Annotated in this window: 35 protein-coding genes; 18 read left to right on the top strand and 17 right to left on the bottom strand. The window is 60.0% G+C overall.

What is annotated here, in order from left to right:
- Positions 1–101 precede the first annotated feature (101 nt).
- Positions 102–254, top strand: a complete 153-nt coding sequence (locus AXYL_RS35190) for a hypothetical protein (protein ID WP_013394691.1) — start codon at positions 102–104, stop codon at positions 252–254.
- Between the two features lie 19 nt (positions 255–273).
- Here the strand turns inward: AXYL_RS35190 and AXYL_RS20090 are convergent, their stop codons facing one another.
- From AXYL_RS20090 to AXYL_RS20060, 7 genes are read right to left on the bottom strand one after another with little or no spacing between them, the layout of a single operon-like run.
- Entirely contained in the window at positions 274–930 is a 657-nt protein-coding gene (locus tag AXYL_RS20090) for a hypothetical protein (RefSeq protein WP_013394690.1), read from the bottom strand.
- Positions 927–1,367, bottom strand: coding sequence for a hypothetical protein (locus AXYL_RS20085; protein WP_013394689.1), 441 nt, complete (start codon positions 1,365–1,367; stop codon positions 927–929). Before AXYL_RS20085 ends, AXYL_RS20090 begins: the two co-directional genes overlap by 4 nt.
- Positions 1,364–1,645 (bottom strand): DUF4031 domain-containing protein, encoded by a 282-nt coding sequence (locus AXYL_RS20080; protein ID WP_013394688.1) that lies wholly within the window; start codon positions 1,643–1,645, stop codon positions 1,364–1,366. Before AXYL_RS20080 ends, AXYL_RS20085 begins: the two co-directional genes overlap by 4 nt.
- A complete protein-coding gene (locus AXYL_RS20075; RefSeq protein WP_013394687.1) occupies positions 1,645–1,866 on the bottom strand; it encodes a hypothetical protein in 222 nt (73 codons plus the stop codon). The genes AXYL_RS20080 and AXYL_RS20075 overlap by 1 nt, the downstream gene beginning before the upstream one ends.
- Entirely contained in the window at positions 1,863–2,369 is a 507-nt protein-coding gene (locus AXYL_RS20070; RefSeq protein ID WP_013394686.1) for a hypothetical protein, read from the bottom strand. The genes AXYL_RS20075 and AXYL_RS20070 overlap by 4 nt, the downstream gene beginning before the upstream one ends.
- The gene (locus AXYL_RS20065; RefSeq protein WP_013394685.1) at positions 2,366–3,043 is read right to left on the bottom strand and encodes a hypothetical protein; all 678 of its coding nucleotides are present in this window, start codon (positions 3,041–3,043) and stop codon (positions 2,366–2,368) included. Before AXYL_RS20065 ends, AXYL_RS20070 begins: the two co-directional genes overlap by 4 nt.
- Entirely contained in the window at positions 3,040–4,011 is a 972-nt protein-coding gene (locus AXYL_RS20060) for a hypothetical protein (RefSeq protein WP_013394684.1), read from the bottom strand. Before AXYL_RS20060 ends, AXYL_RS20065 begins: the two co-directional genes overlap by 4 nt.
- Positions 4,012–4,188: 177 nt before the next feature.
- On the opposite strand from AXYL_RS20060, the gene AXYL_RS34095 reads away from it, so the two are divergent.
- Positions 4,189–4,818, top strand: coding sequence for a DUF6680 family protein (locus tag AXYL_RS34095; RefSeq protein ID WP_013394683.1), 630 nt, complete (start codon positions 4,189–4,191; stop codon positions 4,816–4,818).
- Here the strand turns inward: AXYL_RS34095 and AXYL_RS34910 are convergent.
- The gene (locus AXYL_RS34910; protein ID WP_013394682.1) at positions 4,815–5,042 is read right to left on the bottom strand and encodes a hypothetical protein; all 228 of its coding nucleotides are present in this window, start codon (positions 5,040–5,042) and stop codon (positions 4,815–4,817) included. The genes AXYL_RS34095 and AXYL_RS34910 overlap by 4 nt on opposite strands.
- On the bottom strand, positions 5,039–5,167 hold the full coding sequence (locus AXYL_RS35415) for a hypothetical protein (RefSeq protein WP_272941961.1): 129 nt from the start codon (positions 5,165–5,167) through the stop codon (positions 5,039–5,041). The genes AXYL_RS34910 and AXYL_RS35415 overlap by 4 nt, the downstream gene beginning before the upstream one ends.
- A 243-nt stretch (positions 5,168–5,410) precedes the next feature.
- Here AXYL_RS35415 and AXYL_RS20045 point away from each other — a divergent pair, with 243 nt between their 5' ends.
- Positions 5,411–5,614 carry a cold-shock protein gene (locus AXYL_RS20045; protein ID WP_193353254.1) on the top strand — a complete coding sequence of 68 codons (204 nt, stop codon included), beginning with the start codon at positions 5,411–5,413 and terminating at the stop codon, positions 5,612–5,614.
- Between the two features lie 261 nt (positions 5,615–5,875).
- Here the strand turns inward: AXYL_RS20045 and AXYL_RS20040 are convergent, their stop codons facing one another.
- The 3 genes from AXYL_RS20040 to AXYL_RS20030 are packed head-to-tail and all read right to left on the bottom strand — an operon-like array spanning position 5,876 to position 6,614.
- Positions 5,876–6,181, bottom strand: coding sequence for a hypothetical protein (locus tag AXYL_RS20040; protein WP_013394679.1), 306 nt, complete (start codon positions 6,179–6,181; stop codon positions 5,876–5,878).
- A gap of 10 nt (positions 6,182–6,191) precedes the next feature.
- The gene (locus tag AXYL_RS20035) at positions 6,192–6,377 is read right to left on the bottom strand and encodes a hypothetical protein (RefSeq protein ID WP_013394678.1); all 186 of its coding nucleotides are present in this window, start codon (positions 6,375–6,377) and stop codon (positions 6,192–6,194) included.
- A gap of 39 nt (positions 6,378–6,416) precedes the next feature.
- On the bottom strand, positions 6,417–6,614 hold the full coding sequence (locus AXYL_RS20030) for a hypothetical protein (RefSeq protein WP_013394677.1): 198 nt from the start codon (positions 6,612–6,614) through the stop codon (positions 6,417–6,419).
- A gap of 374 nt (positions 6,615–6,988) precedes the next feature.
- On the opposite strand from AXYL_RS20030, the gene AXYL_RS20025 reads away from it, so the two are divergent.
- Positions 6,989–7,528 carry a hypothetical protein gene (locus tag AXYL_RS20025; protein WP_013394676.1) on the top strand — a complete coding sequence of 180 codons (540 nt, stop codon included), beginning with the start codon at positions 6,989–6,991 and terminating at the stop codon, positions 7,526–7,528.
- A gap of 24 nt (positions 7,529–7,552) precedes the next feature.
- On the opposite strand, the gene AXYL_RS20020 is transcribed toward AXYL_RS20025, so the two are convergent.
- Together AXYL_RS20020 and AXYL_RS20015 are read right to left on the bottom strand one after the other, a co-directional pair.
- On the bottom strand, positions 7,553–8,257 hold the full coding sequence (locus tag AXYL_RS20020; protein ID WP_013394675.1) for a S24 family peptidase: 705 nt from the start codon (positions 8,255–8,257) through the stop codon (positions 7,553–7,555).
- A 385-nt stretch (positions 8,258–8,642) separates the two neighbouring features.
- Positions 8,643–8,903, bottom strand: a complete 261-nt coding sequence (locus AXYL_RS20015; protein ID WP_013394674.1) for a hypothetical protein — start codon at positions 8,901–8,903, stop codon at positions 8,643–8,645.
- A gap of 256 nt (positions 8,904–9,159) precedes the next feature.
- Between AXYL_RS20015 and AXYL_RS20010 the strand changes: the two genes are divergently transcribed.
- The 9 genes from AXYL_RS20010 to AXYL_RS19970 all read left to right on the top strand — a co-directional run bounded on the left by AXYL_RS20010 (position 9,160) and on the right by AXYL_RS19970 (position 14,281).
- Positions 9,160–9,603: a phage regulatory CII family protein gene (locus AXYL_RS20010; protein ID WP_013394673.1), complete on the top strand. Its 444-nt coding sequence runs from the start codon at positions 9,160–9,162 to the stop codon at positions 9,601–9,603.
- An 86-nt stretch (positions 9,604–9,689) separates the two neighbouring features.
- Positions 9,690–9,905 (top strand): hypothetical protein, encoded by a 216-nt coding sequence (locus AXYL_RS20005; RefSeq protein WP_049797839.1) that lies wholly within the window; start codon positions 9,690–9,692, stop codon positions 9,903–9,905.
- Positions 9,898–10,197, top strand: a complete 300-nt coding sequence (locus tag AXYL_RS20000) for a hypothetical protein (protein WP_013394671.1) — start codon at positions 9,898–9,900, stop codon at positions 10,195–10,197. Before AXYL_RS20005 ends, AXYL_RS20000 begins: the two co-directional genes overlap by 8 nt.
- The gene (locus tag AXYL_RS19995; RefSeq protein WP_013394670.1) at positions 10,194–10,688 is read left to right on the top strand and encodes a nuclease domain-containing protein; all 495 of its coding nucleotides are present in this window, start codon (positions 10,194–10,196) and stop codon (positions 10,686–10,688) included. Before AXYL_RS20000 ends, AXYL_RS19995 begins: the two co-directional genes overlap by 4 nt.
- Positions 10,685–11,515, top strand: a complete 831-nt coding sequence (locus AXYL_RS19990; RefSeq protein ID WP_013394669.1) for a YdaU family protein — start codon at positions 10,685–10,687, stop codon at positions 11,513–11,515. Before AXYL_RS19995 ends, AXYL_RS19990 begins: the two co-directional genes overlap by 4 nt.
- Entirely contained in the window at positions 11,499–12,203 is a 705-nt protein-coding gene (locus AXYL_RS19985; protein ID WP_013394668.1) for a hypothetical protein, read from the top strand. The genes AXYL_RS19990 and AXYL_RS19985 overlap by 17 nt, the downstream gene beginning before the upstream one ends.
- Positions 12,200–12,622, top strand: a complete 423-nt coding sequence (locus AXYL_RS19980; RefSeq protein WP_237709919.1) for a hypothetical protein — start codon at positions 12,200–12,202, stop codon at positions 12,620–12,622. The genes AXYL_RS19985 and AXYL_RS19980 overlap by 4 nt, the downstream gene beginning before the upstream one ends.
- The gene (locus AXYL_RS19975; RefSeq protein WP_013394666.1) at positions 12,622–13,275 is read left to right on the top strand and encodes a hypothetical protein; all 654 of its coding nucleotides are present in this window, start codon (positions 12,622–12,624) and stop codon (positions 13,273–13,275) included. The genes AXYL_RS19980 and AXYL_RS19975 overlap by 1 nt, the downstream gene beginning before the upstream one ends.
- 208 nt (positions 13,276–13,483) lie before the next feature.
- Positions 13,484–14,281 carry a hypothetical protein gene (locus AXYL_RS19970; RefSeq protein ID WP_013394665.1) on the top strand — a complete coding sequence of 266 codons (798 nt, stop codon included), beginning with the start codon at positions 13,484–13,486 and terminating at the stop codon, positions 14,279–14,281.
- 115 nt (positions 14,282–14,396) lie between these two features.
- On the opposite strand, the gene AXYL_RS34905 is transcribed toward AXYL_RS19970, so the two are convergent.
- The 3 genes from AXYL_RS34905 to AXYL_RS34415 form a co-directional block, all read right to left on the bottom strand.
- Entirely contained in the window at positions 14,397–15,071 is a 675-nt protein-coding gene (locus tag AXYL_RS34905) for a hypothetical protein (RefSeq protein ID WP_013394664.1), read from the bottom strand.
- A 32-nt stretch (positions 15,072–15,103) separates the two neighbouring features.
- Positions 15,104–15,517, bottom strand: coding sequence for a type II toxin-antitoxin system HicB family antitoxin (locus AXYL_RS19965; RefSeq protein WP_013394663.1), 414 nt, complete (start codon positions 15,515–15,517; stop codon positions 15,104–15,106).
- Positions 15,518–15,587: 70 nt separating this feature from the next.
- The gene (locus tag AXYL_RS34415) at positions 15,588–15,773 is read right to left on the bottom strand and encodes a type II toxin-antitoxin system HicA family toxin (protein ID WP_080551082.1); all 186 of its coding nucleotides are present in this window, start codon (positions 15,771–15,773) and stop codon (positions 15,588–15,590) included.
- Between the two features lie 198 nt (positions 15,774–15,971).
- Here AXYL_RS34415 and AXYL_RS19960 point away from each other — a divergent pair, with 198 nt between their 5' ends.
- The 5 genes from AXYL_RS19960 to AXYL_RS19940 all read left to right on the top strand — a co-directional run bounded on the left by AXYL_RS19960 (position 15,972) and on the right by AXYL_RS19940 (position 20,952).
- Positions 15,972–16,304 carry an HNH endonuclease signature motif containing protein gene (locus AXYL_RS19960; protein WP_013394662.1) on the top strand — a complete coding sequence of 111 codons (333 nt, stop codon included), beginning with the start codon at positions 15,972–15,974 and terminating at the stop codon, positions 16,302–16,304.
- 363 nt (positions 16,305–16,667) lie between these two features.
- The gene (locus AXYL_RS19955) at positions 16,668–17,129 is read left to right on the top strand and encodes a terminase small subunit (RefSeq protein ID WP_013394660.1); all 462 of its coding nucleotides are present in this window, start codon (positions 16,668–16,670) and stop codon (positions 17,127–17,129) included.
- Positions 17,130–17,133: 4 nt separating this feature from the next.
- On the top strand, positions 17,134–18,840 hold the full coding sequence (locus AXYL_RS19950; protein ID WP_013394659.1) for a terminase large subunit: 1,707 nt from the start codon (positions 17,134–17,136) through the stop codon (positions 18,838–18,840).
- 8 nt (positions 18,841–18,848) lie between these two features.
- Positions 18,849–20,135 (top strand): phage portal protein, encoded by a 1,287-nt coding sequence (locus AXYL_RS19945; protein ID WP_013394658.1) that lies wholly within the window; start codon positions 18,849–18,851, stop codon positions 20,133–20,135.
- Positions 20,113–20,952, top strand: coding sequence for a head maturation protease, ClpP-related (locus tag AXYL_RS19940; protein WP_013394657.1), 840 nt, complete (start codon positions 20,113–20,115; stop codon positions 20,950–20,952). The genes AXYL_RS19945 and AXYL_RS19940 overlap by 23 nt, the downstream gene beginning before the upstream one ends.
- Position 20,953 lies beyond the last annotated feature (1 nt).

Genomic DNA, 20,953 nt, shown 5'->3' with positions numbered 1-20,953 from the left:
CGGACACGGGCGAGGTGGTCGTACAGCCTGTAACCGCCGCTTTGGCCTTGTTTCATCGAAGGGCAATAAACTGCGCGCATCTTCAACCCTGAGTCTTTCATATGAAAATTCTCTGTAGCTTGGCCATCGTGGCCACTCTGTTGGCCGGCTGTGCCGTTTACACGCCAGATGGCGCCGTGATCGTCGATCCGCATGGCGGTGGTGGTGGCGGCGGATTCTGTCCGCCGGGGCAGGCCAAGAAGGGCAACTGCTAATCGCATTCTGGGAGGCACGCTACGCATTAGGTGCCTCCCGTTTCTTCTGCGCGCCCGGTTGCGTGGACAGGGCGGCAAGCTGCGACTTGAGCTTGCGGATGTTCGCGTGGATGTTGCCCACGTCGGGATCGCCGTTTTCATCGGGCGGGAACTCGCGGGCATATGCGATGCGGGCAGCTTCCAGTTGATGAACGCGCACCGCCTCGCTGGCCTGGGGCGCGGCATAGGCCAATTCCAAGATCAAATCCGAGTCCTGCTGCTTCACCTCGTCATGGCTGGGTGGTGGTTCGCGCGCTGCATCCTGCCAGCCGGGCTTGGGGCAGCGCGAGTGCGTGACACGCCACGCCACCGCCTCCCCGGCTACAGGGGCGCTTGCCAGGGCAGCGCGGCGTCCCCGCTCTTGCCACGCGTCCCATGCAAAGGAAATTCCCGTTGTGGCTGGGGTCGTCCACGACAACGCGTGTTTGCGCCAAGCCTCGAAGCCCTCATGCTCGTCGGCTACAGGGGCGCGCAGCTTGGACAGCAGGGTGTAGGCACGGTCGAAGCCGGCCTCGAAGAGGCGCCGGTGGTCGTTCGTGTCCATGATCCAGGTTCGGGCCGCGAAATACTCGTCGGCCGCAGCGATCCGGTGGGCTTCCTGCGTTGCCGCCTGGGCGGCGGTGTTCTGGTTGCTCATGCTGTCCCTTTGCCGGTTCGGTCGTGGATTTCGTTGATGTCTTCCTGCGTGACCTTGAATGTCTGGATCTCCTTCACCCTGAAAAACGTGACGCTGGGATTGACCGACGACAGCCAGGCCTTGATCACGCGGTCCAGCTCCCGAACTTGTTCCTCGGTAACGTCTGCCAGGTAGTCCTCGGCAAATTCACCGCCTGCGTCGTGGGCGCTCTCTTGCATCTGTTCAATCAGATGATCCACATCGAAGAAGTCGGCGGGGTCAGGCCTTACCGATACGCCCAGGCGGTATTCGGTGCCTAGCGTCAGCAGACCATCGTCGTCGAGCGCCTGTAGCGCTTCGCTTGCGCAGCCATCTTGGAAGTCCTCGCCGTTGACGCTATAGCAATCGAAGAGTGTTTCCTGCATTGCCGCCTGGGCGGCGGTGGTGTGGTCGGTCATGTCCTTTCCTTGGCTTTCGCGACGGCTTGGCGCTTGCTCTTAAGCAGCGCGCCCAGCTCGGCGCGGTTGATTTCCTGGGCGCCGGCGTTCACCGCCTTGGTGCGCATGGTCATGCAGATGTCGTAGTGGCTGCGGTAGGTGCCTGCCGACTGGTGATGGCGGCGGGCCACGCCAATCCGTGCTGCCATGGCGTGCAGCTCGTCGTCGGTGTCGGCCACCATGTGGCACATGACCATCCTGCCGAACCGCGCCTGCATGTTGTCGACATAGACCGCCATCACCCCTCCTGCTGCTGAGAGGCGGCCGCGATACGCCCGTGCTGCTCGATGATCGTCCGCAGGTAGCGCGCCGCCATGTCGCCGGAGAGCGCCTGCGCGGTGTAGATGTCGGCCAGGATCGGAACGTCCTTGGCCGCACGCCGGCACGACTCTGCGTATTTCGCCATTTCCTGGGCGGCGGCTTCCACGTGGGCCACATCGATAAGCTGGATCGTCTTCATGCCTCACCCCCTTTGCCCTGCTGGGCGGCAATGGCGGAGGCATAGTGCTCCTGCGAGCAGTACCCGTTGCCCATATGGAGGATGTTGGACGGGCGCCCGCAATGGCATGCAGGCAAGGGATCGGCCTGGTTGGCGTCGAAGTACGCCTGCGCCTCGGTGCCGTAGGGTTCATCCTCCTCGGGAATTTGACCCGGCCCAGCTAAGCCGTTCTCGATCCACCGCATGCCTGCCTGGGCGCCTGCGCCGTGCTGCCACTCGATCCAAGCCGCCTGCTGCGCGACCGTCATGTTGTGGATGATCTTGCTGAGCTCAGCAATCAGGTCGGTTTTACGCTTGAGCTCATGCGCATCGCCAGCAGCGGAGAAGCCCGCCGCCGCAAGGGCAGCGCGCATGCGAATGCGGAAATGCTCCTGCTGATCCCTACTATCCGGGAGGGTGCTGAACCAGCCATTGATGGCGGCGTCCACGACTTCAACGGGGATGGATATCTCGGGGGCGCTCATGCTGTGACTTCCTCCTTGCTGCCGTCGTAGGTTTCAATGCCCCAGGCAAGGGCGAAGCAGCACCAGCGGAACCGGCGCGTGTAATCGTTGAAGTTGTGTTCCCAGAGATCGTCAAAGAACCAGGTACGGCCAGGGCCGGGGGTATAGCGGGACGGGGTCCAATTGAAGTCGTTTGCAGCGGTGCAGGCGTAGTGTTCGCCATCATCGATCCGATTCAGCACGTCGCAATCCACTGCCTCCCAGAGTTCGCGCCGCTCGTCCTTGGTCAACAGCCTGCGCGCATCGCCGCGGATCCAGTTCAGCCGATACTCTTCTATGACCTTGCGGAACTTTGCCGGGTCGAACTCTTCGGCAGCCCCGCCGCGCCGACTGCCGTTGACGGCCTCAAGCTTTTCGGACCAGTACGACAGATTGACAGCCAGTCGGCGCCCGCGCTGCGCATATTCTCGATCTGTGCGGAAGAACTCGAACATGTCAGCCAGGCGCGTAAACACATAGGTGCCCATGTCGCCCGTGTAGCAGAGGTATCCCGGCCAGGTGATCAGATCGAAGTGCATGCACATCGTGCCGGGCTCGCGGAACCGGATGTGGCGGTACACGCCTTCATCCCACATGACCTCCATGACGTGATCGGCCACGTCGCGCAGGAATTCGTTTTCGGTAAGGGCGCTCATGCGGTGGCTTCCTCTTGTTCAAGGTCTATAGGTGCCTGTGTATCGGGGGCGGCTTGCTGTGCCTCCTTGGCGGCTTTCTCGGCGCGTTTGGCGCGGACGGTTTCGACGGCGCCGTGGGCCTGGAACAGGTCCAGCAGGGCGGATGTGGGCACGGTGATGGTGTCGGCTGCTACGCGGCCTTCCTGGATGTCGATGAGGATTGCGCGCTGGTTGGCGTCCAGTCCCTTGATGAAGGAGTCCACGCCGCTGATGAGCGGGGAGACGACTTTGTGGGGGAGGGGCCGGCCCTTGATATCGCCGACCGTGGTCTTTCCCCGATTTCGCAGATACTCGCCGGCAGCTTCGCCGTACTTTTCGACTGCTGCAATCGCTACGGTGGGCTTCACCAGGTCAGCCAGGATGAGGTCATGAACGTCGGTATTGGCGTTCGCCAGGGTCAGAAGCTTTCCGACCCATACGGCAGAGACGCCTTCAATCTCTGCGATTCGGTCGTTGTCCCATTTGAAGCGTGCCAAGCGCGCATATCCAAGCGCGGTATCGAGGATGAACAGGCCCTGCGCTTTCGAACTGGAGATGACGCGCTTCGTCCGCTCGGCGTCGTTGCCTTCGAACGCAACGACGTCGATCATCACAAAGCCGTCCTTGTCCTGGAGCGGAGCGCCGGCAGCGATTGCCCGCCCGATGTTCCTGTGTCTGCGGTGGCCGTCCACGATCCAGACCCCACCTTCGGCGCGGGGGCGAACCTCAAGCGCGGGGTACTGATCGCCGGACATGATGTGGCGGAACAGGCTTTCTTCGGCCGCTTCGGCCTGCTGGCGAAGCTTGCCGCCCAGGCGTTCGATTGGGACGCGGAGGTTGAAGCCGGGTTCGACATGCAGATCCTCATACCGGACCTGCATTGCATGGGCGCGCTTTATTTCCTTGGACAGGATCTTTTGGCGAAAGGACACTGCCGTATTCTGATTCATGGTGAAGCCTCAAAAATGTTGGTTTTTAGGAACACAGATAGTCGTTATCGCCACTTCTTTTAGGAATATTTGAATCACGCTGTACGCTGCTTTCTATTCGTCCCAGGGCTTCGCAGGTATGACCCATGCCGCACCCGGAAAGAGGGCGTTCGGTTATCTATTTCATGTGGGGAACGTATGGAAAGTTCGATAACGATTAGCGATGGCCTCATCGTCCTTGCGACCCTGATGGGACCGATATTTGCAGTGCAAGCTCAGCAATGGATTGAGCGACGTCGAAGAGGAAATGAACGGCGCGAATTCCTGTTCGAAACGCTGATGCGCACGAGGGGGGCGAGGCTTTCAGCCGAGCATGTCGCAGCTTTGAATATGATCGATTTGACCTACTATGGGTCAGGGGATCGGAAGCGAACAAAATCGGAGCAGGCTGTAGTGGACGCGTGGAGTGTCATGCACCACCACCTGAAGCAGAACGCTGGAACAATGGACAGTGCGGCATTGAATATTTGGTCTGCCCAGCTTGAGCAGTATTTCTTTGCATTGCTTGGAGCGATCGCTCGGGAGCGTGGGTATCACTTCGATCCGGTGCGGCTTCAGACCGGTCAATACACGCCGGATGCTCATTACATGGTGGAGCAGCAGCAGAACGACATTCGTCGCTTGGTTGAGGACGTACTAAGTGGCAAACGAAATTTGGGCTTTGCCCTTCGAGAAGTAGAGACGCCCGAAAGTGAAGTTAACTTTCGCAATGAAGTAACGAGCCTGTTGAGTGCCATTCGTGACAACGTTGGTAGCAACGCGCATTAGAAGCCTGCACCACGACCAAGCCAGGGCAGGACCACCAGAAAGATGAAGGCGAAGACGGCTGCGCCGATCCACGCGATAGGCGGCGGCCACTTGTTGCTGTCCCAGTTGCCCTTTCCTGCGTGGTCGCTGGGGGCGATGAACTCGGCCAATTGTGTTGCGACTTTGACCGTGGCAGATCGAACGCCAGCGCGGGCTGGGGGCGCAGTTGCGCTGATGGTGTTCATGTGGGGCTCCAAGGATCGGCCGCGACATAGCGGCGGGTGAAGTAGTTGCCGATGCGGACCAGGGCCACCGCCACCAGGGCGAGCAGCGCCAGGCCCCACCAGATGGCGGGGATAGTTGATGGCATGGGGATCTGCGCGGATTGCGCGGTGGTGGGCTTCGGAGAGCAGGCCGGAGGCCCGGTCATCGCTTCACGTTGGAAAGTCACTTTTGCGCCGGTGACGTAGCGGCGCCGGCCCGCTCTCCGAAGCAACCGGGAAGCGGTTGCAGGATATGTGTTAATTCGTAACGGACATATCTTTGTTGGGGCTAATCACCGATAGTGGCCCCGGGAACATTTTTCCCTGCAAATCTAGGACTTACATTGAAGATTGAAACTGGTATCGTGAAGTGGTTTAACAACGACAAGGGCTTCGGCTTTATCATGCCGGAGCTGGGTGGCAAAGACCTCTTCGCCCATTTCTCTGAAATTCAGGGTGATGGCCACAAATCTCTGGAAGAGAACCAGCGAGTGTCATTCGTTGCTGGCCAAGGGCAAAAAGGCCCGACGGCGACGATGATCAAGCCGATTTAGTAGCCGAGTTGCTCGCTGGAATGCGGGCAGCTGGGTAGCAGGTTGTGGGGCCGGATCCTTTGAAACATTGGATTCGGCCCTTTGCTTTTGGGCTCCGTCGAGCCTACTTGGTGATGCTGCTGCCGAAGTTGAAAACGTCGATCAGTTCTTCAATGAAGCGTACGAGTGCTTCGAGCATGGCATTGCTCCGTGGATTGATGGGATGGTGTTCAGGCAACAGCGCCTGCCGATACCCCGCACGCGGGGCATGAGCCGGGGCTGTCAGGCCGTGCGCGGCATGATAGTGATCGTGATCGGCCCGTGGCGCTTGTTGCCGGTCAGGCGCCCGTCCATCGCGTCTTGCTCGGCGCGAGTCATGCGAGTCCACTTGCTGACCTCGTGAGCGTCAGCGCCCCACATCAAACCGATAGGGCAATCACGCTCCATGCTGCCCATGGCGATGTCGTTCTTGCGGCACCAGTCCTCGGCGGCGTTGAATGCTTCGAAATCCTTGCAGCCCAAAAACTGGATGGTGGTCAGCTCGCTGCCCGGTGCGGCTGGATCGATCCCAATTGCTGTGTCTTTCATGGTCATTTCCTCAGTGCTGGGGTTGAACTTCGCTGATGAGCGCATTCAAGCGGCGCTTGAGGACGGGCCGCAGGGCTGCATCGAGGGCGGCACGCATTTCGTCATCGAGGGGGATATCGCCGTAGCTGGTGGTGATTGCCTCGGCGGCTGCGAGTTGCTTGGAAATCGCGTAGCTAAGCGCGAAAGTGGTTTCCATGGTGGTTTCCTTGCCCCGGACGGGGCGGGGTAGGGAAGGTCAGGCCCAGTCTGGGCGCAGTTGGCGCGGGCGGTAGGCCTTTGCCTGGCCGCAGTAGGCGCGGCGTGCGTACATCAGCGCGTCGTCTGCGGCCCAACCTTCGCCACGCAGGCTCAAATAGGTGTTGGCGTCGAATGCATGGCCGCGTGATTCGGCCAGGCGGTAGATTCGGCGGCAGAGCTTGAGGCTTGCGGACATGCTGTTCTCCCTGTTACCCGCCGGGTGGCGGGGTTGTTGGCTTCGGTAAGCGCCGCACGCGGCGCTGGCCGAAACCCGCTTTTCAGCGGAATCGGAAAGAGGCCGGGGTTATCGTCGCCACGCCCGGCTGGGCGTTGCCTGGCCGCGAGGACCAGGCACACAGGGTCCGGGGGCGCGCTGGCGCCTGGTTGTCCTGTTTCGCCCTTCCTCCCTTGCGGGGGCGGGCGGCCTCGGTTGTTAAAGAGCGATGTAAGTATGATTCCATATAAATATGTTTGATGCAAGTATTCTTACATCAATGGATAAAAAATGCCCAGGTAGCGCGGTGGATTGCTTCCTGATTTTCTGTTACACGGTATGGCTACTATTTACAGATGTTCGATGAGGAAGATATGTTGAAAGGGTTCTTGCTGGCGGCAGTTTCGCTGACCGCAGCAGCAACGGTGTGGGGCACGGTAGCGCATGCCACGAATGTGAAGGAGCGGTTTACGGACTGGGAGGTCGAAGAGTTGGTCGATAAGATGGATGACACCACCCGAGGCATAGCTATAGCGCGTAGCGTTGGAACACCCAGGGCCGCTTTGCTGGTGAAGTGTGATTCCGTCGGGGATGGGATGTACGTGCAGGTTCTTGGCCCTTACCAGGGCGAAACTGGGCGCGACAAGACGCGCCCATTTGTCTATCGTGTCGACAAGCAGAGCAAGACGGAAGAGCAGTGGCGTTACGTGAAAGACGGGGCGGTTCAGTTTGACGCAGAAAAGGCGCGCTGGTTTTCCCGCTTCATCATGAATGGCAAAACGCTCTTAGTGAGACAGTACAGTCATCAGTTTGAGACAACTGATATTGAGTTTCCCATTGCTGGCGCGAAGCAAGCCATGGAACGCGTCTTTGCTATCTGCAAGGCCACGTTTTAGCCCGTTAGGGAATCTTAGCTAACTCTATCTGCGGTAGTACTTCCTATGCTCTACCATTGTGCCGATAACTATTAGCGGTTGTCTTTCGCTGTAGAGCGTAGGGTAGTCCTCGTTCAGTGGCACCAGTTCAAAAACCTCATGGCCGGTTTCGCTTATGCCGCGCGGCCGGTACTTCTTGAACGTGGCTTCATAGCCACCATTTCGCGCAACAACGAAGTCGCCGGGTCTTGGGCATACCTCGCGGTCCACAATGATGCGGTCGCCGGGGCGGAACTCTGGCGACATCGAGTCGCCTTGGATTTCCAGCGCGAATGAATAGTCGGAGAGCCGGAGGTCGGTGAGCAGGTACTCCATTGCCTCGCCAGAAAACGAAACGCCGATTTCTGTTAGCTCGCCTGCCTGAACATAATTAATCAACGGGACACGGCGGCTGCCTATCGGTGCTGGCACGACATTGGCATCGAAGTCGGAAGGGCCGGGTTGAACAGGGGCCGGCGTGTCTTTCGGCAATAGGCTTGGAGTTGAGCCCTCTCCGTCCGTGAGCCAGCGGATAGGAACCCTTAAGAACTCAGCCGCTGAAGCAGCATTCGACGCGTTCATAGCTCCGGACTTACCAGATTGCACCTGGTAAATGGCCTGGGGCGCTACCCCAAGATGTCGAGCAAGTGCCGCGGCCGTGGTGCCACGCAGCTTGATCGCAAATTTCAGACGGTCGCCGAATGTGTGCATGTAAGGATTCTTCCATACCTCAATGTAAGAATGCTTGCTATATGGGATGTAAGTATGGTTCCATACGGCTTATGGCCGACAAACATCCCGACAACGAAATTATTGATGCCTTTGGTGGAACCGTCGCATTGGCGAAGGTGTGCGAATGCGAGCCCCAGGCCGTTTCTCAATGGCGCCGATCAGGAATTCCAAAGGCACGCAGGCAGTACCTGCGCGCATTGCGGCCTGATTTGTTCCGGCTGCCGAAGCCCAACCAAGAGCCTTCCCATGCATAGCCTCTATGCCCGACTCGTCCTGTGGCTGATCCAGCCTGCGCTGGAGCGCCACGCCGTCACGATGTGCCCGACAAGTCACGCGGCATCCCAGAAGAAGTTCTTCGAGTCGGCTATAGGCCAGCGAGGTTCTGCAGCCTGGAAGACAAGTTCTCCGAATGATCGTCGAAGGCGGAAATGACGAATTCGCCCGAGGTTGCACTGTTGAGCAGGACCACGCGCGCAGCTTCCGTCGATTGGGCATGCGCTTGCGCCAAGGTCCGCAACTGGTCCATCGGGATGCTTTGGAACATGGCGTCCAACAGGGCATGCATGGCGAAAAGTTCGCCCTTCAGTTGGCAGATGTTTTCGGTGATCTGCTGCAAGTTTTCCATGGTCGGCCCCCTCCTGTTCGGGGCGAGTGCTTTGTGTGAGAGCAAACATTCTAAGGGGCTGACCACCCATTTGAAGGAGAGAGCGCATGGATAGCGCGACGATGCCGGCCCAGCCGGCACCGCTGCCGGCGGCACCGGCAAAGCCTAGCGACAAGGTCCAGATCGGGCCGTTGGATGTGTAGGGCGCACTTCGCTTTTCCATGCAGCGCATCGTAAGGCCGCTGCTGAGCAATAGATACGTTCAGGAAATCAGGAAATGAACATCACCACTGCGGCCGATTTGACGGTGCATGAGTACAAGGGCGGGAGCGAGTCATTGGGGCCGTTGGTCGGCATTTCGGCGGCCGTCCTGCGCAACAAGGTCAATCCCAACAACAACACGCACCACCTGACGCTTGCCGAGGCGGATCGCATCGTCCGCATGACGGGGGATGCCCGGATCTTGGCGGCGTTTGCGCATTGCAATGGCTATCTGCTGGTGAAGGCTCCGGAGGCATGTGGCGAAAGCGACATTTCCGTGCTGGAGCAGGTCGCCGGCCTGATGGTCGCCCACGGCAAGTTTGGTCATGAGGTGTACGACGCTCTGGCCGACGGCGGCGTGGACCAGCAGGAGGTGGCACGCGTCACCGCTGCTGGACGCGTGGTCATGGAGGCTGTGGCGAGTGTTGCGAACCGTCTGAGCGGGATGGCCGAAGAATGATGCAGCGCGGAACATCGGGTGTACCCGTGCGGGCGCGTGTCCCGTCCACGGAGCGTAAGGGGGCGGCGCTGTCGCGCACGGCTGCAATGATGTGCAGCAGCGCGAAGTTCCAGCGGTGGGTTGTTTCCCGCATCGGCGCCGTCCCCGAGGGCGTGGCCCCGAGCCAGCACGCGGCGCAGTACGTGCGCGACATGTGCGGAGTCGCCAGTCGCGCGGAGTTGGACCACAACGCGAAAGCAGCAGGGCTGTTCCATACGGCCATCCGCAAGCCGTTCGTGGCATGGAGCGGCATCTATGGCTGACTGCTTGCACATGTTCAGGGGCTACCGCGTGCCAGCGAAGACGGTGGAAGCCGTCCGCCAGGCCATCATCGACACCCCGCGCCGGGTGGACGTGGGGGCGCTGCGGGCAATCGTTGAGCCTACGTTGCAGCCGGTCGATCCCTGGTCCAGCACCTCGCGGGGCGAAGCTGCCCGATGTGCCGTCAGATCGTTCCTGTTCGACGCGGTACGGGCCGGCCTGGTCAGGCAGCGCATGAACGCGTGGCATCTGCCGGCATGGTGGCGCGTTCGAAAGCACACGGGGGCGGCATGACGTTGCAACGCAAGACGCCCCTTCGCCAGAAGACGCCTATGAAGCGTGGCGCGCCGCTGAAGGCCAAGGCCCCGATGATGCGCGCCAAGCCGCTGCCGCCGCCCCGTGCGGCCATGAAGGCGCACAAGAAGGGCAAGAAGCCGCCCAAGACCGTCTATCGCAACCCGGCGCTGCTGGACCTTGCCAAGGGCGAGGAATGCTTGCTGCGCGTGCCCAAGTACTGCCAGGGCGGCACAGATACGACTGTGGCCTGCCATTCCAACCAGATCCGCGACGGGAAAGGGAAGGGGATCAAGGCGCACGACTGGGCAATTGCCTTCGGCTGCGGCGGGTGCCACTTCTTCCTGGATCAATCAACCGCGCCGTGGGAAATGAAGCTGAGCTACTTCGTTCCCGGGCTGCGTCTTACGCGCTTGCGCATCATCGCCTTGGGCAAGTGGCCCGAGGAAGCGGAGCGCGGCTATCAGGCGCTCTACGGAGTCACCGAATGAACTACTACAGCCACAACATCGGCGACTACGCCCAGGCCACGATGCACTTGAGCCTGATTGAGGACGCCATTTACAGCCGCCTCCTGCGCCGCTACTACGCCGAGGAACAGCCGATCAAAGACGACATGCAGCAGGTCTGCCGTTGGGTGGGGGCGCGGACGGAGGAAGAGCGCGCTGCGGTGCCGATGATCTTGCAGGAGTTCTTCGAGTTGGTGGACGGCGCTTGGCGCAATAAGCGGGCGGATAGCGAAATCGCCGCGTATCAGCAGAAGGCGAAAACCAACCGGGATAACGGAAAGGCGGGCGGAAGGCCGAAGAAGAAACCCAACGAAACCCAGTCGGTTTCTGATGGGTTGCCAGAAGGAACCCAGGCGGAACCCACAGAAAACCCAGTGGGGGGCCAGGAAAAACCCAGTCGTAACCCTAACCAAGAACCAATAACCAATAAATATTCCGTTCCTAACGGAACGGGCGGCACGCCGCCGGAGCCGCCTTCGGCCGTAGACCAGATTTTCGCCCTTGGATTGCCCTTGCTGATCGCTGCTGGTCAGCCGGAGAAGCAAGCCCGTTCGATGCTGGGCATGTTCCGCAAGTCGCACCAGGACGAGGACATCGTTCGGGCCATCCAGCTATGCGTGGACGACCAGGCGATTGAGCCCGTGGGCTACCTGCAACGCGTCTTGCGTTCGGGGGCTGCGCGACCTGCGCGCCAGCCGAGTGCGGCGCAGCGGCGCGCATCGTGGAATGAGGAACTGGGCGCGTCGCTTGCACAGGGCGCGCCGCGGACCGAAATCGACATGGGGATCATCGATGTCACAACTCACTAATCCGGCCGTTGACGCTGCGCTGGGTGGCATGGTCGTCGCGGAACTGCGCCTGATGTACGGGTCCAAGTTCGCCCAGGCATGGGAAGGGCTGACGCCCCGCGAGGTCAAGGACGCATGGAATCAAAAGCTGGCAGGCTACACGGAAGCGGAAGCGCGTGTCGGCCTTGTTGCCTGCCTCAGCCGCGATTGGCCCCCGACGTTGCCGGAGTTCATGCGCCTGTGTCGCCCATGGACGGTGCCTGAGGTTGCGTTCCACGACGCGGTGGCCGGTATGAATGCCCGGCGGCGCGGTGAAATCGGTAACTGGCCACATCCGGCCATTTACTGGGCGGCGGTGGCAGTCGGCACGCATGACCTGCTGAATTGCGGCTATGCGGTCCTGAAGGCGCGCTGGGAGCGTGCATTCTCCGAAGAGCTTGCGCACGGTCAATGGCATGCGGTGCCGACTCCTGCGCCAGCGTTGCCGGCCCCGGGCGCTACGCAGGCCACTAAAGAGGACGCTGAAAAGGCGCTCAGGGCGATGGGGGCGGGCGCGATCATGAATGAGTCTGGCCGTGATCCTCGGCGCGGTGCAAAGCGCATCCTCGCCGAAGCGGGCAAGAAGGGCGGTCGGCAGTATTCGCCCACGGTCATTGCCATGGCGAAAGCTGCCATGGACGCCTATCCGGACACGGGGGCGCAGGCATGAGCGCAATGCAGCGTAACAAAGGGGCGGCGTATGAGCGCAAGGTGGCCAACCTGCTGACCGAGGCGACTGGGAAGGTATGGCGTCGGCGCGTGCGCAACGCCGCAGACGATAGCGATGTGGTTGCGGACGACCCTGCCTTTGCGCACATCGTCATCGAATGCAAGCACGCCAACACGCTTTGCTTGCCCGCGTGGTGGCGCCAGGCGCAGCAGCAGGCTGGCGAGCAGGGCGTGCCGGTGCTGATCTACAGACAAACGGGGGCGCGTGGTGAATCGGTGATGGTGGATGCCCACCACGTCAACCCAAGAACCTTTCCTGTCCGGGGGCGGCATACCGTCACCTTCGCATGGGAAGCAGCAATGCAATGGATGCGGGAAATGCTGCCCGCGAAAGTGACTTATTCCCCGGGGATTATCTGATGACTACTTTGACCCTTTCGCGCTTTCCATCGACCCCGGTCGTAGAAGCGCAACCGAGCCGACTGTTTGCCACCGCTCACGCGGCGCTGACCTTTGCCTACAACCATACGGACCAGGTGTATGACAAGCCCATGATGGCGCGCCTCGCACAGGCTCAATCCCAGGCTGGTGCCGAGGGAAAGGGCCTGGGCGGCACGGATGGAGCCGCGCAGGCTGCGTTCGTATTGGGCGCGCTGGAAAAGCTGCCCCGTCTTTACCGTGCAATCCTGGTCGCACGCTTCGCACCCCGCACCGACCGTTGCAAGTGCTGCCAGGGTACTGTTGATCGGCATGATTGGCTGGCGGCCGTGCGCGAGATTTCCGACGCGGCGGCGTGCGATGCCCTGTCCGCGCATCCGACGCCGCGCGTCCTGCGCGATGCAATCGTGGCGCGCTACTTCGGCAAGGACGTGAAGCTCTCCGATGCGGCTGAGCGGGCTGGCGTAAGCGCGGCGACGGCTACCAATCACAACGGCAAGGTCAAGCTCTGGCTGTACGGGACCCGCACCACGAAGCAGAAGGGCGGCGAGCGTGGCGTGGGCCAGAAAGGCGTCGAAGCGCTCGCGATGGAGTACGCGGCTGATCTGTTGGCGGCAAAGGGCCTGTGTGATTGACCCTGTTGCGCAGGTGAAATTTGTCTGCTAAAGTTCGCCCTGTTTAGTCACTTTGAATAAGTGCGTTTTCAGAAACCCGCTGCGACGGAAGCCAGCGGGTTTTTTGCGCTTGGCACAAGCGAGTTAATCGATTACTGTATGTTTATCCAGTATTTTGCTTCCGATTGGCCTTGTAAACTCCAGTCACAAATAGAGACGGGAGGCATTTGTGGCAGCGGAAGTATTGATCGACTCCAATATGCAAGTTGTCATCGAACTTAAGAATGGGGAACCGGTTGAGCTGCTAGATTTCGCAAATAGCATGCTCGGGGCCGGCAACCAGTACGCTCATTATTTGGAGCGATTTGGCCTGGCTTCAGCTGTGCCAGATGCCAAGCTATATATCAAAGAAATACGGCAGGGCAGCATAGTGGCGACACTAGGCGCGTTGGCATCCGTGGCCATACCGCTGATTGAGCAGTACAACGTCGTGCACGATTTTGCTAACCATCTGAAGACCGTTGCCAGTGTCCTGCTAGGACGCGACAAATCAGAGGCTCAAAAGCTCGACGCAGTTACCCTGCGCAATGTTTCAAAGTTCGTCGAGCCCGTGGCAAAGGATGCGGCAGCCCAACTCAATGTTGGGACCATCGAGAACCACGGAGTCATTAATGTCTTTTCATTGAATAGTACTGAGGCAAATGCTATTCAGAATAGGGCAAAGATGTTGCTGCAATGGGACAGTAAATCTCAAGTGCAAGCTGGCGAGCATCAAGAGGTAGCGATGTACTGGGCGCGCGCCACCAATTCGGAAAAAAACGCAACCACAGACCGAGCCACGATCGAAAGCATTTATCCGAAACCGGTGAAGGTTCGATTTGCCTCGGCGGAATTGAAGAAGCACATGTTGCTCGATGTCTCCCATCCCTTCAGCAAGGCGTTCATTGTCAACGTAAAGGTAGAGACGGTAGAGGAAAAGCCCGTTCTCTACTACGTCACGGAACTGTTGGAAGTCCTCGATAAGTAAACACCGCGGATGCGTGGGGCTAGCGCTGGCCTCCTCAGTTTCGGCACTCAGGTGCGGTGTATTACTGCGTCCAGAAAAAACCCGCCATGTGAAAGCTGGCGGGTTTTTTTGTTCTTCAGGTCAGAGCAGCGACTTTGAAGACGCAGATTCCCAATGCAATGGGAGCCAGAAGCCAAGGTACTGCTACATCTTGGCAGTCTGGAGATTGCCACAAGGTGAGCGCTGCGGCTTGAGCGTGGAATAAGAACGCCGCGCCCCTTCCCGCTTGGTAAACGACGCCAAAGGACGAAGTTGCATGCCGTAGGGTGTCCTGCGAGCGTACGGTGAATTCGATGAATGCCTGCCCTGTGTCAGATATTGGCAAGGGTCTCCCTGCAATGTAAGGGGCAGCTTTGAGAGTAGCTTTTCTCCAGCTCCAATCGTCGCCGTCGGGCAGTTCCGAGGTGATCCGAATGTCGTAACTCGTCCGTTGCCTGCAGAGACTCCTACGCACGGCAATCACAAGATGGCGTTTGGCCACAGCTTCGTAGTTGCTCATTTGCACCTGCCCCACACGGCCATACTCTTCTTTTGTCGCACTATCTGTGGACCATCTCCATACTTGGTAGAGGATGAGCACGGCCGGTACGGTCCAGAATTTCCAGGCAACGTCGGCTGGATCCGTTGTGGTCGGTAGGACAGCCGAGATGATCGGAAATCTCAGACCAAGAAAGGCCGCGATGATGACGGCCAATGTGGTGACCATGAGGTTTCGACGCTTTTTATTCTGGGTCTCTTCAGCTAGGGACATTGAGCTTTGTGCTTTGAAAGATGCGGGTGGTGTCAGGCAATGTAGATGTCGAGACGGCGCCCCAGATCTCGGATCGCCGCTTCGATGGCTTCCAGCTTTGAACTGTGGGTCAGATCCAGCAAACGGTCTACCTGAGGATTGTGAATTCCCAGACGTCTAGCCAGCTCTGCTTTGCGGATGCCCTGGCGGACCATTTCGTTAGACAGCAGCACTTTGGCCGTCGTCATCGCACCCAGCGTCACGCTCCCGTCCCCGACTGCCTCAGGCATGGGGATAGGGCGGCGCGCGTCAATGTAAAGCTGCAGCACGGCTTCCAGTCCTTCCGCTGCGTTGGCTTGCAAGTCGTGATCGCCTTCGCTTACCGAGGCACCTTCGGGAAAATCCGGGTACTGGATCAGATTCGTGCCGTTCGTGTCCGGCGTCAGTGTGAAGCAGTAGGTCAACATGGTTTGTCCTCTGTGAGCAGGGGAGGCATTCATACAACGGGGGAGAGGCGGCCCCTGCGGGCCACCCCCTTTATTTCAGACCTAAATCCTTTTTGATCTTCTGTACCAGTCCCGTACCGATTTCTTTAGCGCCGTGGTCTGGAAAGCTGGTGATTCGATCTCCAAGGGTTGCTTTGTAGTGACTGCTTCCTGCTTTGTGTGCTTCTAACTTCACACCTTGCTTGAGTAGCCACCGCCTGAACTCGCTGTATTTCATTACCTCCCCTTCGTTGAATCGATAAGGAATTATACAACACAAAAGATGCATTGAGCATTTTTTTTGTTGTTTTTTAAAGAGGCTCCACCCTTTCGCTATCAAGGGTCCGCGCGCTGGGCTTAGCGCTCGGGGATTCGGTCATCGCCGCCGGGCGGTGTGCAGTGGATAGCACCCGGCCAGATCACAAAGGGAATATGCATGAAGCTCACGACCCTCAAGCCGCGCATAGCAATAGCCGGCTCCAGGCTTGCCGCTGCGCCCACACCCAGCGCCAAGCGCATGACGGGTCGCAAGCTGCAAGAGCGCCGGTTGCACGTCTGGTCTGCTGACCCGCACTGTGCGCATTGCCGGACGCTGACCATCTATCCGTATGGGTTTGAACTGGACCACAAGGTGAGCCTGTTCGACGGCGGCGAAGACACCGATGCGAACACGCAGATTCTGTGCGTGTCACGCGATGTGAACGGGCGGAAGACCGGATGCCATGACGCCAAGACGCGGCGGGACATGGGCTACAGGGGCAGAGAGTGATGGCGCAACAGACAGTCACGGTTTCCATCCATATCGCGTGGTGGGTGCGTTGGTATCTCTATGGCGTGGCCATCGCTGCCCGCACGACGGGCGCAACGCCCCATTGGGGTAAGGTGCAGCGATGGATTAGGCGCGGCCTGTCCGTTCGCACGATCAGAAGGCCGTTGCGCGCTGTGCAGTCACGGTGATGGCGCGACCCTAGCGCGTCTAGGATCGCGTCCTGGCAGGCCTGTGCACGGGCGTAATGGGCCATGGCAACGGGGGGGCGGGGTGAAAGTCTGGCGGGTATGCCTTCCGGAAACCACCTGTTCCCTCATGCGCGGAAAATTTCCCCTTAACCGGATTTGTTAACCGAGATTGTTAATGGCATTAACCGACAAAAAGCGCCGCTTTGTGCAGGCGTTGCAGTCGGGCCTGTCCGGTGCGAAAGCCGCTATCCATGCGGGTTACAGCGAAAAAGGGGCGGCCGTTGCAGCGTCCCGCCTGATGAAAGACAAGGACGTTCAGGAAGCTCTCGGTCGTGTTAAACAAGTTAACAAATTGAAGGAAGAGGCCGCGGCCACTGGGACGGAGATTTCGCTGCCGGATCTGGGCAAGCTTTACTCCGATCCCCTGGAGTTCCTGAAGGCAGTCGCGAACGATCCTGAGCAGGACATGAAGCTGCGGGTCGATGCGGCAAAAGCGTGGGTTCCCTACGTCCATGGAAAGATTGGGGAACAGGGCAAGAAAGACGCCAAGAAGAAGGCGGCGGGCGATGCAGTGGCCGGAGGCAAGTTCGGAGCGCCGCCGCGCCCGCCGCTTCTGCGCGTGGTCGGGAAGGGGTAAGCGAATGGCCTGGACAACTGCGTGCCCAGACTGGGCAGATCGGCTACGGGCGCGCAAGTCGATTATTCCGCCACCAATATTCCCTGACCAGGCCGAGTATGCGTTGGGCATCTTCAAGCAGCTGAAGGTGGTTGACCTGCCGCAGGTCTATGACGATGCCATCGGCGAATACCGGCACCAGACGTTTGGCGAATGCTCCGAAGAATGGGTGTTTGACTTCGTTCGCGCCATCTTTGGTGGCTATGAGGCGGACACGGGTAAGCAGCTGATCCGTGAGTATGGCCTGCTCATCAGCAAGAAGAACACGAAATCCACCATTGCCGCCGGCATCATGCTGACGGCGGTCATCATCTGCTGGCGCCAGGAAGAGGAACACCTGATTCTGGCGCCGACAAAGGAGGTGGCAGACAACAGCTTCAAGCCGGCCGCAGCAATGATTCGGGCCGATGAGGAGCTATCGGACATGTTCCACGTCCAGGACCACGTTCGCACCATTACGCACCGGACGACGCGCAACAGCCTGAAGGTGGTCGCCGCCGACACCGACACGGTGTCGGGCAAGAAATCGGGCCGCATTCTAGTTGACGAGCTTTGGCTGTTTGGCAAGCGGGCGAACGCCGTGGCGATGTTCCTTGAGGCGCTGGGAGGCCAGATATCCCGGGATGAAGGTTGGGTCATCTACCTGACGACGCAAAGCGATGAGCCGCCGGCGGGTGTCTTCAAAGAAAAGCTCGCCTACTGGCGCGATGTGCGAGACGGGCGCGTGGTCGATCCGAAGACGCTCGGCATCCTGTACGAGTTTCCGGAAGAAATGGTCGAGGCAAAAGCCTATCTCGACCCGGCGAACTTCTACATCACCAATCCGAACCTCGGCCGCTCGGTCAGCGCCGAATGGTTGGGGGATCAGCTCAAGCTATTGCAGGCCAGAACGGACGGAGCATTCCAACAATTTCTTGCCAAGCATCTGAATGTCGAGATCGGGCTGAACCTGCGTTCTGGCCGTTGGGCAGGTGCTGATCACTGGCTAAAGCGGGGGAAGCGAGTACTGACGCTTCGCGCGCTGATGGAGCGTTCCGAAGTTGTCACGGCCGGTATCGACGGCGGTGGCCTGGATGACCTGCTGGGCCTGGCATTTCTAGGGCGCGAGCGTGGGACGGGAAACTGGCTGCATTGGGCGCGAGCCTGGGCGCACCCGTCTGTTCTGGAGCGCCGCAAAGAGATTGAACCCAGGTTGCGCGACTTCGAACGGGCTGGCGAGTTGGTCATAGTCAAGCAGATCGGCGATGACACCGCAGAACTGGCGGCCCTCATCCGCCAGGTGTACGACGCTGGCTTGTTCCCCGAGAAATGTGGCATCGGTGCCGACCAAAACGGCGTGACCTTCAATGACGCGCTGGTAGAGGCTGAAATCCCCGAGGAATTGATCGTCGGTGTGTCGCAGGGCTGGAAGCTGGGCGGCATCATCAAGACAGTGGAGCGCAAGCTTGCCGAAGGCACCTTCGTACATGGCGATCAGGCTCTGATGTCTTGGGCTGTGGGCAATGCTCGTATCGAACTGCGCGCCAACGGCATCTTGATTACCAAGCAGGCGAGCGGCACCGCGAAGATTGATCCCTTGATGGCGACATTCGATGCAGCGCAATTGATGGTCCTTAATCCCGAGGCCTCCGGCCGGTCGGTATACGAGTCCCGCGGGATTCGATTTATCTGAGAGAACCCATGAAATTACTGGACCGCTTTCTGGGCGGCTCGGCGGACGAGTCGGCGCCTGAAGCCGGCCCGCGGCTTGAGCCCACCATTGCGCTAGAAAGCGCGCAGGCGTCGGCGCAGCCCAGGGGGCAGGCGTTCCGAGGCTTGGATGATCCAGCGCTGCTGGAATACATCCGCAGCGGCGACTACAACAGCCGGGTCGAGTCGCTACGGAACATGGCCGCACTGCGGTGCGTGTCGCTGATCGTCACTTCACTTGGCATGCTGCCGCTCAACCTGATTCGAAACGACGCATCCAAGGCGCCAGCGAAAGACCACCCGGGCTATCGGCTGATGAAGCTGAAGCCGAACGGGTGGCAAACGCCCTTCGAATTCAAAAGCATGATGCAGCTGCATGTCCTGCAGCAAGGCAATGCCTACGCCAGGGTTATCTGGTCAGCTGGCAGGCCGATCGCCCTGGTGCCAATGGCGCTCGGGTCCGTCAAGGCCGAGCTTGTGGGCTGGGAGATGCGTTACACGTACACCCGGCCGGATGGCCAGCAGGTAAAGCTATCGCAGAAGGAGGTGTTCCACCTGCGGGACATCACCATTGATGGGGTGGAAGGGCTGGGCCGTATGAAGCTCGCGCGCGATGCCATCTCACTGGCGCGCGACGCCGAGCGCGCCGCTGGCCGCGTATTTCGGACGGGCAACCTGGCGGGCGGCGCCGTGGAGGTGCCCAAGGCGCTATCGGATACGGCCTACGGGCGGATGCGCAATTCCCTGGACACGGATTTTGCGGGTGCTGAGAACGCTGAGCGCTGGATGTTGTTGGAGGAAGGCGCCAAGGCAAACAAGTTCAAGGTGACCGCAGCCGAAGCGCAGCACATCGAGAACCGCAACGCCCAGATTGAAGAGGTAGCGCGCGCCTTCGGCGTGCCGCGGCCCCTCTTGATGATGGACGACACCAGTTGGGGGTCGGGCATCGAGCAGTTGGGAATCTTCTTCGTGCAGTACGGGCTGCAGTTCTGGTTCACGGCGTGGGAACAGGCGGCGATGCGCACCTTTCTGACTGACGAGGAACTGGACCAGCTGGCCTACAAGTTCAACGAGCGGGCTCTGATGCGCGGCACGTTGAAGGACCAGGCGGACTACTTCGCCAAAGCGTCCGGCGCCGGCGGTCATGCCCCGTGGATGTGGCAGAACGAGATCCGCGACCTGTCAGACCTGCCGGCGAGCGATGACCCGCAGGCAAACAAGCTACGCGATCCCATTACCCAAAAAGGAAAATCCAATGAGCTTGCTGCAACTGCCTGAGATCAAGGCGGACGCCCGTCTGGGTGCCGCCGACTTCGATCTGCGCCCGGACGCGCTGGAGCGGTGGGCGCCCCAAGTGCGCGCCGCCGGCACGGACGAAGACGCCACCATTTCCATCTACGACGCCATCGGGGAAACCTGGGATGGCAGCGGCGTAACGGTCAAGCGTATTCAGGCCGCGCTGCGTTCTGTCGGGGCCCGTGACGTGACGGTGAACGTGAATTCACCCGGCGGCAATTTCTTCGAAGGGGTTGCGATCTACAACGCGCTGCGCGAGCACAAGGCCAAGGTAACCATCAAGGTGTTGGGGCTGGCAGCGTCGGCCGCATCGGTAATTGCGATGGCGGGCGATGACATCCTAATGGGGCAGGGATCGTTCCTGATGATCCACAACGCCTGGGCAGTAGCCATTGGAAACCGGCACGACCTGGTCGACGCAGCCGCGAAGCTGGAGCCGTTCGATGAAGCGATGGCCCAGGTTTACGCAGCCCGAACGGGTTTGACGTCGAAACAGGCCGCAGCCCTTATGGATAAGGAAACCTGGATCGGCGCTGATCAGGCGGTGGAGGATGGTTTCGCCACCGGGCTACTGGATGGCGCCGCGGTTATCGAGCAACCGCAATCGAGCGGGGAACGGCGGGCCTTGGCCCAGGTGGAAGCCGCAATGGCGCGCGCCGGATATAGCCGTACCTCCCGTCGCGACACATTCAAAGCACTTTTTTCCGGCAAGCCGAGCGCTGCCACAACCACCACGCCGTGCGCTGGTGACGACGTAGCAGCCCTGCTGCAAACCACACTTTCAACCCTGCGAGGTTAAA

It is taken from the genome of Achromobacter xylosoxidans A8 (assembly GCF_000165835.1).
GTDB classification, from domain to species: domain Bacteria; phylum Pseudomonadota; class Gammaproteobacteria; order Burkholderiales; family Burkholderiaceae_B; genus Achromobacter; species Achromobacter xylosoxidans_B.
Note: the sequence above shows the minus strand (reverse complement) of the source record. Positions and strands in the feature narration are given on the sequence as shown.